The organism is Comamonas sp. MYb69 (genome assembly GCF_037479315.1).
GTDB lineage: Bacteria > Pseudomonadota > Gammaproteobacteria > Burkholderiales > Burkholderiaceae_C > Comamonas.
Genome location: NZ_JBBGZG010000012.1, coordinates 167464 through 178608, shown reverse-complemented (window position 1 = coordinate 178608; position 11145 = coordinate 167464). Strand labels below are relative to the sequence as shown.

The following is an 11145-nucleotide window of genomic DNA, read 5'->3' as shown; positions in this document are numbered from 1 at the left end:
TTTACCATTCAGTTCGGAGACCGCATCTCCATCAACTGAAGCCCGTCCCGTTTACACAAAATATCGGACACGCCCCGTCTATGGTGCGCAGCCCAGCTTGAATGCGCCGGTCCATTCAAAGGAGGCCATGCGCCAGGTGGGCGTTTATGTGCAGGACCAGATCAAGTACGACCAGCGCTGGGTGCTGATGGTGGGTGGGCGCTATGACCGGGCGCGCTCGGACCTGATCTCGGACGATGTGGTGGAGAACTCGCATGCCTTCACGCCGCGCGTAGGGCTCATGTATTTGATGGACAACGGCCTGTCGCCGTACTACAGCTACAGCCGCTCCTTCCAGCCTTCGTCGGGCATGGATTTCAGTGGCCGAACCTTCAAGCCCACCACCGGCAAGCAGCATGAGATTGGCCTGAAATACGAGCCCCGGGGCATGGATGCCTCGATCACCTTGGCGGCCTATGAGATCAAGCAGCAGAACGTGCTGACCACTGACCCGGACCATGTGGGCTTTTTGCAGCAAACGGGCGAGGTGCGGTCACGCGGCCTGGAGCTGGAGGGCCGCGCCCAGATCAAGCGCCAATGGGATGTGGTGGTGGCCCTGTCGACCACCGATGCCAAGGTGACGCGCAGCACCACCGGCAACCAGGGCACCACGCCGGTCTCGGTGCCACGCAATATGGCATCGCTGTGGACGGACTACCGCGTCGATGCGCTGCCGGGCCTGAGCCTGGGCGCCGGTGTGCGCCATGTCGGCTGGCAAGAGATTGACCGCATGCGCATGCCCACCTACACCTTGCTGGATGCCGCTGTGCGCTACCAGTACCAGCAGTGGCAGTTTGCGCTGAACGTGAAGAACCTGGCCAACAAGACCTACCTGTCGGCCTGCACCGGCGTGTGCCTGTATGGCGATGCGCGCAATGTGACGTTGACGGCGCGGGTGAATTGGTAAGAGGGAGGAGGGCAGCGGCGCGGGCATGGCGCTGCTGCTGCCGATTGCTGCAGCTCCAGCCCAAAGACAAAAGGCGTGGACCCGAGGGTGCCACGCCTTTTTTATCGCTGCTTCAGCCCATGCGCTGCAGCGGCATCTGCTTCAGTACACATCGCGCCGGTACCGGCCCTCGTCGATCAAGGCATTCAGCCCTTCTTCGCCGAGCAGCTCGGTCAGCGCCTCATCCACGCCGGTGGCCATGCCGTCATAGCTGCCGCAGACGTAGATGACGGCGCCCCGGGCCAGCCAGGCCTGGAGGGGCTCGGCGGCGGCGCGCAAAGCATCTTGCACATAGCGGTGCGGGCCTTGGCCGGGCGCCTGAGTGCTGGCATCACGGGCGTCGCGCGAGTAGGCATAGTCGGCGCGTGCGATCTGGCCATGGGCCTGCCAGACGCAGACCTCGTCTTCGGCATAGGAGTCGTGCGCGCGGCGGCGTTCGCCAAAGATCAGCCAGTTGTCGAACTGGCCCTGGGCAATGCGCTGGCGCAGATGGCCGCGCAGGCCGGCATAGCCCGAGCCATTGCCCATAAAGATGGCGGGCCGTGCATCGCCCGCCAAAGGCGCAAAGCCGGGGTTGTCGACCAGGCGCAGCGCAATGCGGCTGCCCAGTGCCGCATGTGCGGTGAGCCAGCCCGAGGCCAGGCCCAGCTGCGGGGCCGCGCCCGGCTGCTCGCGCAGGGTTTGGCGCACATAGAGGCGAATGCGGCCATCGGCCGGCAACGAGGCCAGCGAGTAGCTGCGCGGGGCGAGCGGATGGAGCTGGTCGGCCAGGGCCTGGGCAGAGGCTGCCGGGGCCAAGAGCGTGGGCAGCTCGGAGGCGCTCAGCGCATCGCGCAGGCTGCTGGTGCTGCCGCGCCATTGCACGGCGGCGCTGCCTTCGAGCTGCTGCGCCTGCAGCCAGGCATCGACCTGGGCGGGCGCGTGTTGGGCCTTGACCTCGACCAGGCCACCGGCCTGCCACTGCAGCGCTTGCTCGGGCGCAAAGCCCAGCTCCACCTGGTAGAGCGGCTGGCCGCTGCTGCCGGGGTTGAGGTGGTGGCGGCTGAGCAGCTGAGCGGGCGCAAAGACGGCGTCGGGCGCATCGGAATCGGCCACGCTGGCAGCGGCAGTGTCTGCCGCAGTGGCCGGGGCGGCGTTCACGCCCCAGTGCGCAGCCAGGGCCTGCAGCCAGGCTTGCCAGGCGCCGTCGTCTTCCGCATCCATGGTGATGGGGGCAAACACGGGCTGGGCCCCCAGGCGCTCGAGCTGCGCGGCCAGCGCCAGGCCAAAGCCGCAGAACTGGCTGTACTGGCGGTCACCCAGCGCCAGCATGCCAAAGCGCTGGTGGGCCAGCGGCGTGCCTTGCGTTTGCTGCAGCAGGCGCGCCAGGCGCCGGGCGCTGTCAGGTGGCTGGCCTTCGCCAAAGGTGCTGGCCACCCAGAGCAGCTGCCTATGCGGCTGCAGCTGGGCCATGTCCAGGCTGGCGGCGGGCAGCAGCTGCGCGGCCAGGCCCGCGCTGCGCAGGCGCGCGACGGTGCGCACCGCCAGCTGCTGGGCGTGGCCGGCCTGGCTGGCGTAGACCACGGCAATGCTGGCGCCCGTGTTGGCGCCGGTGGCGGGGCTTGGCTGCGGGCCATCGCCCGCCAGCAGTGCGCGCTGGGCCTTGGCGGCGGCGCGGGAGCTGCGGCGCCGCTCCAGGTAGAGCAGCCAGCCGGTAATCGCAAACAGTGGCATCATCAGCGCCGCTACGGTGACGATGATGCGGCCCGTCAGCCCAAAATAGGTGCCGGTGTGCAGCGGGTAGATGGCAGCCAGTGCGCGGCGGCCGGCGGGCAGATCGGCAAAGCGGTCGTCGCGCTGCACGCTGCCATCGAGGCTCAGGCTGAGCTGGTTGCGCGCGCGGTCATGCGGGGCGCCGGCGCCCCACCAGCTGAACTGCACAGGCTGGTCGGCGCGCTGGGGCAGGCGCATTTGCGCAAACTGCCAGCCGCTGGCCAGCTGCGTAAAGCCTTGCCAGGCGGGCTCCAGCGTGGCGGGCTCGATCTGCAGCGGCGGCGCCTTGCGGGCGGCTTCTTGCGCGGCCGATTGCTCGGCGCGGGCGGCTGCGCGGGAGGGCGCGCCCATCCAGCGGTCCACCGGCGCACGCACCGCATCAAAGGCCCAGTACATGCCGGTCAGGGTCAGCATCACATAGACGACCAGCACCCAGGTGCCGGCGACCGAGTGCAGGCCCCACAAAAACGGCCGGCCCTTGCGCCGCACATTGAAGGTGAGCCAGCTGCGCCAGGACAGCGGTTTGGCCGGCCAGCGCAGGTACAGGCCCGAGAGCGACAGCAGCAGCAGGCACAGCGAGAGGCTGCCCGTTATCGGCTTGCCATCGTCACGCGGCAGCAGCAGCCAGCGGTGCAGGCGCTCGTTCCATTCAAAAAACTCGCGGCCGCTTTGCGCCGGCAGCTGGGCGCCGGTGTAGGGGTGGAGGTAGACGCTCTGGCCCCGGCGCTCACCCTTCTCCGGCGCAAAGGCGAGCTGGGCGCTGCGCCCGGGCTCGGCATACAAGGTGATGCGGTCGATGCGGCGCTGCTCACCGCTGGCCCGCACTGCGGCCAGCAACTGGGGCGGCGTCAGCGCCGGGGTTTGTTGCACCGGCACGCTGGCGGTCCCCGGGTTGGCCCAGTCCAGCACCTCGTCCTGGAAGGAATAGGTGGCGCCCGTGAGGCCAATGACGATCAGCACCGTGCCTGCAGTGATGCCGATCAGCCAATGGATCTGGAACCAGATATTTTTAAAACTCCACATGCTTGTCTTTGTTGTCTGTTGCTTGTCTAACTCGGCCGATGTTTAGAAATCCACAACCGCGCGCAGCACGGCCTGGCGGCGCTCGCCCAGCGACACATAGATGGGGCTGCCCGAGGAGCTCACATAGTTCTTGTCGAACAGGTTCTTGACGTTGAGCTGCAGCTTGACCATGCGGCCGCTCCAGGGGCGCTCCCAGCTCACAAAGCTGTCGGCCACGGTGTAGCCGGCGTTGTTGAAGCTGTTGGCAGCATCGCCCGCGCGGCGGCCCACATGGCGCAGGCCGGCGCCGGCACGCCAGCGGCCACTGCTGCTGGCTGCAAAATCATAGGCGGCAAAGAGCGAGGCGGTGTGGCGGGCCACATTGGCCAGGCGGTTGTCCTGGTATTGCGGGTCGTTGGTGACGGCCGCATCGGTGTAGGCATAGGTGCCAATCAGCTGCCACTGCTTGCCCAGGCGGCCAGCGGCATCGAGCTCCAGGCCGCGCGAGCGGGCACCGCCCACGGCGCGGGCATAGCTTTGGCCGTCGATGGTCTCGTTCACCACCACATTGCGCTTGCGGATGTCATAGAGCGCAGCGGTGGCGGTGATGCCGGCCGGCGACTCCCACTTGGTGCCCAGCTCCCAGGCCTTGGCGGTCTCGGGCGGCAGGGTGCCGATGACGCTGCCAATGCTGCTTTGCGGCTTGAAGGATTCGCTGTAGCTGCCGTAGATGGACCATTCGCTACTGGGCTGCCAGACCAGGCCGGCGCGTGGCACAAACTTGCTGCCATCCGCCTCGCTGCCCACCACAAAGGGCCGGCCCTTGCCCGCGATCTGGTCGTAGTGCTGCCAGCGCCCGGCCAGCTGCAGCAGCCACTGGGGCGACAGGCGGATCGAATCCTGCGCAAACAGCGCCTGCTGGCGGATCTTGTCGCTCTGCGCGCTTTGCGCCTCGTCGATCGTGGTGGCATTGGGCAGGTTGCCGTAGACCGGGTCGTAGACATTGAAGCCGCCGCTGTTGCTGCCCCGGATGATGTCGCGGCGGAAGATATTGCTGTCTTCGGCGTCGAACCCGGCCAGGATCTCGTGCGTCATGCCACCCGCCTGCAGCTTGCCTTCCAGGTTGATCTGGCCGACATGCTGCTGGCTCAATGCGCCGCGCGTGCCATCGGGCCGGCGCGTGAGGATGCCGGTCGTGGGGTTGAGCGACACTGGCCGGGCCTGGTAGTCGTCATAGCGGTTGCGGTTGTAGCTGTAGGCGGCGTTGAGCTTCCACTGGCTATTGAGGCTGTGCTGGGCCTGCACGGTGATGAAGTCCGAATCGCCCAGGGTGCGGTTGTAGGCCTCGTCCAGGCGCTCGCGGCGGTCGATGGCCACGGGCCGGCCGGTGCGGCTGTCGATGACGGTGCCCCGGTCAAAGGGCTGCTCGTAGTCGGTGTGCTCGTAGGACATGCGCACATAGGTATCGCGCCCATACCAGGCCAGCGACGGGGCGATGACGGTCTGGCGGTTCTTGCCAAAGTTGCGCCAGTAGTCGACATCGCTGGTGTCGGCAATAAAGCGGTAGGCCAGGCCCTGCTCGCCGATGGGGCCGGTCAGATCGAGCGAGGCACCGCCGCCGCTGTAGCTGGACAGCGAGGCGCCCACCTGGCCGGCAAAGCTGAGCTGGGGCTTTTTGGTGACCATGTTGATCACGCCGCCCGGGTCCATGGTGCCGTAGAGCACCGAGCTGGGGCCCTTGAGCACTTCGACCCGCTCGGTCGTGAAGGTGAGGTTGCGCGCCAGCACGGTGCGGATGCCATCGCGCAGGATGGAGCCATCGCGGTTGAAGCCAAAGCCGCGCTTGATCACCGCATCCTGCGTGCCGCCCAAGGTATTGGCCTGGGTGATGCCGCTGACGTTGTAGAGCGCCTCGTCGATGGAACGCACCTGCTGGTCCTGCAGCACCTGGGCGGGCACCACGGCAATGGCCTGGGGCACATCGCGCAGGGCCGCATCGCTGCGGGTGGCGGTGGTGGCGCGCTTGGGCTGGTAGCCCACTTCCTGCGCTTTTTCTTGCACGATGACCTGGGGCAGCACGGCCTCAGCGGCCGGGGCGGCGGTGGCGCTGGTGGCCGTATCCGGCGCGGTTTGTGCAACGGCGGGCCAGGCAGCAATCGCCAGCGCGATGCTGCTCAGGCAGGTCAGCGGGTGGACGGCGGTGGAGCGGGCGGAGCGGGCGGTGGTGCGAGAAGGGGTCATCAGAGGGTCACAAATGAGGCGAAGCCATCGGCAAAAAAGACCCGCATCAGGTGTTGCGGGTCTTGTGTTACGAAGGCGGGTAATAGGTGGATCAGAACGCGTAGCGGCCCTGGACGTAGAAGGTGCGCGGCGCGCCGACCATGCGGCCGGGGTTGCCGTCGACATTGCGGGTGTAGTAGCGGTGGTCGGCGATGTTGTTCACGCCGACCATGATTTCGCTGCCCTTGTACTGCGGCACCTTCCAGCTGACCTGGGCGTTCCACAGGCGAAAGCCGGGGATGCGGCCCACATTGGCATTGGCCGATTCGGCCTCGGTGTTGGCCAGGTCCGAGTACTGCTTGCTCTGGTGCGTGCTCGACAGGTTGAAGCCCCAGGCATCGCGCTCATAGCGCACGCCGACGGTGTCGGTGTTGCGGGAGTAGAAAGGCACATCGAGACCGGCGGTGGTGCCCGATTTCTGGATCGCCTTGGTGTAGGTGTAGTTGCCATACACCGTGGTGCCTGCCAATGCGCTGGCCTTGTCAAAGCTGTACTCCAGCGCCAGCTCCAGGCCCTGGTGCTTGGTGGCGCCGATATTGGCAAAGGTGACGGGCACGACGCCGGGCGTCTGCAGGATCTGGTTGTCAAAGCGCAGGTCAAACACCGTGGCCTCGGCGCGCCACTGCTTGTCTTGCCAGCGGGCGCCGAGCTCCTTGGTCTTGGCCACTTCGGGGCGCAGTGGGTTGGCCGCCGTTTGCGAGTTCAGCTGGATGTTCTGCACCGGGCCGAACGAGGTGGTGTAGTTGGCAAACAGCGTGAGGGCCGGGTTGACCAGGTAGGACACGCTGACCGAGGGCAGCCACTTGTTGTTGCGCGTGTCAAAGCTTTGCGCGCCGCTGCGGTCATCGCGCTCGGACTTGATGTGCTCAAAGCGCACGCCCGGGGTGATGCGCCAGGCGCCGATGGCGATGCGGTCATCGATGTAGCCGGCATGGGCATCGGTGGCGTTGTCGAACGAGGTGGTGGCGCCCATCACGTTGGTGGACAGGTTCAGCAGGCTGCTGTTGTCGTCACCGCGCTCGCGGATGAAGCGGTAGCCCACGGTTACATCATGCGTGCTGCTGCCCAGCGCAAAACGCTGGGTGTAGCGGGGCTCGATGCCCAGGGTCTGGTAGTTGCGCGGCTGGTAGTTGATCTGGGTCTGCGCGGCATTGATCAGGCGGCTGGAGCGCGAGCTGTCGTTGTAGTAGGCGCGGATCTCGAACTCTTGCGTGTCCGACAGGGTGTTGATATAGCCCAGGTCCAGGCCCTTGCGCTCGCCGTCCCACATGTCGGTGGGGCGGGTGTTCTGGAAGGGGTTGGCGTTGTACTGGGCGACCGTCAGGCCGCCAGGCGTGTTGGAGCGCACATCGTAGTAAGACAGCTTGCCGTAGACCTCGGAGGTGCCCGACAGCGCGTAGCGGAACTTCAGCGCCACATCGTTCAAACGCTCATCGCTGTCCTTGCGCCATTCGGAGCCCGTCATGCCCGAGTACAGCAGCGCCCAGCCCAGGCCGTTGTCCAGTTGCGAGCCCAGGAAGGTGCTGTAGAGCGTGTTGTTCTCGCCGCCCTTGCCAAAGCCGTTGTAGCGCATGGTCACATCGCCGGTGATGTCCTTGCTGGTGGGGATGGCGCGGGTGTTGAAGTTGATGATGCCGCCCACGTTTTGCGGGCCATAGCGCACCGCGCCGCCGCTGCGCACTACATCGATGGATTCGATATTGGCCAGGCTCACCGGCGCAAACGACAGCTGGGGCTGGCCGTAGGGCGCCACGGCCAGCGGCACGCCATCGAGCAGCACGGTCGAGCGCGGCGAGTAGCGGCCGGTCAAACCGCGCACCCCGATATTGAGCGACACCGCGCTGCCTGCCGTGCCGGAGTTGTCGCTGCTTTGCACGCCGGGGATGCGGCGCATCACATCGCCAATGCTCGACGCACCGCTGTTCTCGATCACGTCCTTGTCGACGATGGTGCGTGCCCCCGCAAAGGTCTTGAGCTGGTTCTGCAGACCGCTGCCCAGCAGATCGCCGGAGACCTGGATGGTCTCCAGGGTGCTCTCTGCGACCGGCTCGTCATCGGCAGGCGCTGCAGCCGCAGCATCTGCCGTTTGGGCCAGCGCGCTGGCGGCCGGGGCCAGGCTGATCAGGACGGCTGCAGTGATCTGGCTCAGGGCTGGACGGGGGCCCGATGGCTTGCGCGAGGTGCTGGTGAATGCGGACATGGTAAAGGCAGCAAAAAACGAGGCGGGCACAGCACAACGGCGCCAGTCAGGGGCGCCGCAGCGAGGTTTGCCAGGGGATTGGTGTTAGGAATGAGAACGAATTGTATTTAAAAGCGGGGCTTGTCCTACACATTCAGCGCCGCTTGCAGCCCAAAAAGCGGCGATCCAGTGTGAATACCTACTTGTGGCCTATGTCGGTATGTTGCTTTGGGGCAACTAAGCGGAGCATCTCCCTACTCGTAGCAGGGTGCGGGGCAGGGTGGCAACAGGCGTCATCGTTGATGGTCGCTAGCAGCGCATTGCGGCTATTTGCCCCACTGCTAAGTTCAGCAGCCGCCAGAGGCGATCCGGCGGAAGCATGGATTGGTTTTACTGATCTTCCCATGCGAGACGGGAATCTCGCTCCTGCAGCGGCAACCAGAATCGCAATGCCGCCAAGGCGTGCTCCAGCGACACCCCGTTTACTTGGAAGCCTCGATGCTCATGCGCAACCAGGTGGATATCGCCGTCTGCGGAGACCTCCATGATGAGGTTTCCGTAATCTACGCCTTCACCCAGGCACGCGATGGTGATCACATTCCCAGGTCTGAGATGGGCCTCCGTGGTGGCAAAGGCTGAGGCTTCGCAGGCGGCGTGCGCGACCAGCTGAATCGGCTCAACGCCGCAGCGCTCAACCTCGATCTGGAAGTGGGTGTTGGGTCGCATGCAATGGGCCTGGCTAGATGGAGACGAGGTGCGAGAGGGATGTTCAGCGCACCGAATGCGGGATGTATTGCAGCGTCAATGGCAACTCGGCGGTTGTCGGCGCCATCCAGCTCTAGGAGCTCATTGATCTTGCAAATTCTTGTCCTTGTAGATCAAGGACATTTGCAGAATCAGTGATAAGAGTTGATCCAGTCATTCTCACACTCTTGCAAAGGTCCTACAGGCCAATCCAAGCGTGCTCTGCGAACGGACTGGTCGATGGCAGCTTGCGTAAAGATCTACCCACCTGGCCAGCTTGCCGAGCTCGTTCCGATGGCGGCTTGCGACCCGTAGCAGCCATTCAATTGAACTGCTGATCTACCCACGCACTAAGACGCCTTGACGTAAGGTTGCGCCCTCCATTTGCCAATAGAGCTCTTTTGTATTCCATGGAATTCATCGTTGGACATGCATTGACTGCAGAAATGAATACTTCCGGCGGAACATACCAGTGCGTTGAGATGTAATGAACAATAGCCACAGGAGCCACGTAAATCTTGCCTTGGTATGGAACGAAGACGTTGTCAGAAAATTCGGGAGCGTCGTACTGGCATAGGCTGCAAGCATGCCTACCAGCAGCCACGACGGGTTGCCAAGGTTCTTTGCACAGCGATTTCAAGCGTTCAAGAAACTCGCGACTCACATGTCCATGCTCGATGTCCGAACTCAAATCAAGCCACCCGACAGCGACCAATTTCTCAGACGGCAACGGCAAATATGTGCATGGTTCCAAATCATCAATTCTGCTCATGCAAAAACTCCAACAGTCGGTTTGGCCAATTTGCAAGCGAGCATATCCGAAGCTAGAAAATCTCAGTTGAACTTCCGCTTCTGGCCGATCCGCGACCGTCGCAGGCCGACCCAGAGGGGACAGTGTATAACCCACGCTACACGATAAGCCTTATCGGTAGGAGACAGCTATGCATAATGAAAAATTGGCTTTTTCGGGAGACTTCATCGCATGAAAGTTGTGCAACTCATCGCTTTAGCGATTGTCGTTGGCGCGCTTTTTCTTGTGATGAACGGATTGTTTTCCGCGTGGGCTTTGCTTGAGCTGGCCTGGTCGGCGATTCTTAGCTTTATAAATCTCTTTTGATGTAGGCCTGCAACAATGCATCCCACCTAATGCGTAAGGGGGCTGCTATCAAGCCTTGGGCATGGTGGCCTGGCATTTCGCCCGCTCAGCTGAGACGTGGAGCGTCTGCTTTCATCTGCCGAGACGGACTGTTATTGACCGACAGCAGCCATCCTAGCTTCAAATTGACCAAGCGCAACAGCAGCCTCGCTGCAATCACAGGGGCCGCGACAGGCTGAAAGTCGCCCCGTCACGCCCTCTGGGTGCGCTCAGAGCGCTCCGAGTTCAAACTTCATTGAGAAAAATTCAAAACTCACGGAGGACCGACACGCACGAAGAACCGACAGCAGGGTGAGCGTCGGTTCTCCATTTGTATGCAGCAAGGGACCCTCTGCAAAACTCCCTGCCGTGGTCTGAACGCGGTCTCGGGCGATCCGCTGCGTTGTCTTCCTTGTCAATAGCTACGGCTATTGACTGCAAAAGACGCCTTGCGGCTCATCCCGATCCGCGCCCATCCCGCTTGGCGAGGGTTTTGCAGAGCATCCCAAGAGGATTTGTAAGCTCAACGAGCCGCTATGGAGGCGCAAGGCACTGGCTCAGGCCGGTATCCAATCCGCTTGCCAGCGCGCCGCCAGGCGCTGGCTCAGCTGCAATGACAGGCCACCCCGGTCAAAGCCCACGACGGTGATCTGCTCGGCGCAACTGGGGCGCTCGGGCACCTGGGCAAAGCGGCCATCGGTCAGCAGCCAGACATAGGCATGCACGGGGCCCTGGCGGCGGGTGCGCTGCAGCAGGCGCTCGAGCAAGGCGATGGCGCTGGCCAGCGGGCTGCCGCCGCCGCCGCCAATGGGCCGGATCCAGCCCTCGTTCCAGGCCTGGGCCTTGGCCCCTGCCTGGATCACATAGGCGCTGTCGCCGCTAAAGCCCAGCACGCAGAGCTTGTCGCGCTGGCGGTAGGCCTGGTCAGCCAAGGCCTGGAGGTAGCCCTTGGCGCGGGCGAGCTGCTGGCCGCGCAGCATGGAGGCAGAGGTATCGAGCAGCACGCAGTGCATCAGCTGCGCGCCGGCGGGCTGCTTGCGAAAGCGCAGGTGCGGGCGCGCCAACTTG

The 11145-nt window shown here is 64.3% G+C and carries 8 protein-coding genes; 2 read left to right on the top strand and 6 right to left on the bottom strand.

All coding sequences use genetic code 11. The features are described 5' to 3' along the window. On the top strand, positions 1-946 hold a 946-nt coding region (locus tag WH303_RS17325; protein ID WP_339519995.1), incomplete at its 5' end, for a TonB-dependent siderophore receptor. A 141-nt stretch (positions 947-1087) separates the two neighbouring features. Here the strand turns inward: WH303_RS17325 and WH303_RS17320 are convergent. From WH303_RS17320 to WH303_RS17300, 5 genes are all read right to left on the bottom strand, one after another. Further along, positions 1088-3760: a sulfite reductase flavoprotein subunit alpha gene (locus tag WH303_RS17320; RefSeq protein WP_339519993.1), complete on the bottom strand. Its 2673-nt coding sequence runs from the start codon at positions 3758-3760 to the stop codon at positions 1088-1090. Positions 3761-3802: 42 nt separating this feature from the next. After that, complete coding sequence (locus WH303_RS17315) at positions 3803-5980, bottom strand: TonB-dependent siderophore receptor (protein ID WP_339519991.1); 2178 nt, start codon at positions 5978-5980, stop codon at positions 3803-3805. Positions 5981-6071: 91 nt separating this feature from the next. Further along, entirely contained in the window at positions 6072-8219 is a 2148-nt protein-coding gene (locus WH303_RS17310; protein WP_339519989.1) for a TonB-dependent receptor family protein, read from the bottom strand. Positions 8220-8588: 369 nt separating this feature from the next. Next, positions 8589-8924 (bottom strand): hypothetical protein, encoded by a 336-nt coding sequence (locus tag WH303_RS17305; protein ID WP_339519988.1) that lies wholly within the window; start codon positions 8922-8924, stop codon positions 8589-8591. Positions 8925-9264: 340 nt separating this feature from the next. Beyond that, on the bottom strand, positions 9265-9714 hold the full coding sequence (locus tag WH303_RS17300) for a DUF7919 family protein (RefSeq protein ID WP_182343896.1): 450 nt from the start codon (positions 9712-9714) through the stop codon (positions 9265-9267). 210 nt (positions 9715-9924) lie between these two features. Here WH303_RS17300 and WH303_RS17295 point away from each other — a divergent pair, with 210 nt between their 5' ends. Next, on the top strand, positions 9925-10059 hold the full coding sequence (locus WH303_RS17295; protein ID WP_339519985.1) for a hypothetical protein: 135 nt from the start codon (positions 9925-9927) through the stop codon (positions 10057-10059). Between the two features lie 575 nt (positions 10060-10634). Here WH303_RS17295 and WH303_RS17290 read toward each other — a convergent pair. Next, complete coding sequence (locus WH303_RS17290) at positions 10635-11141, bottom strand: vWA domain-containing protein (protein ID WP_339519983.1); 507 nt, start codon at positions 11139-11141, stop codon at positions 10635-10637. Positions 11142-11145: the final 4 nt, after the last annotated feature.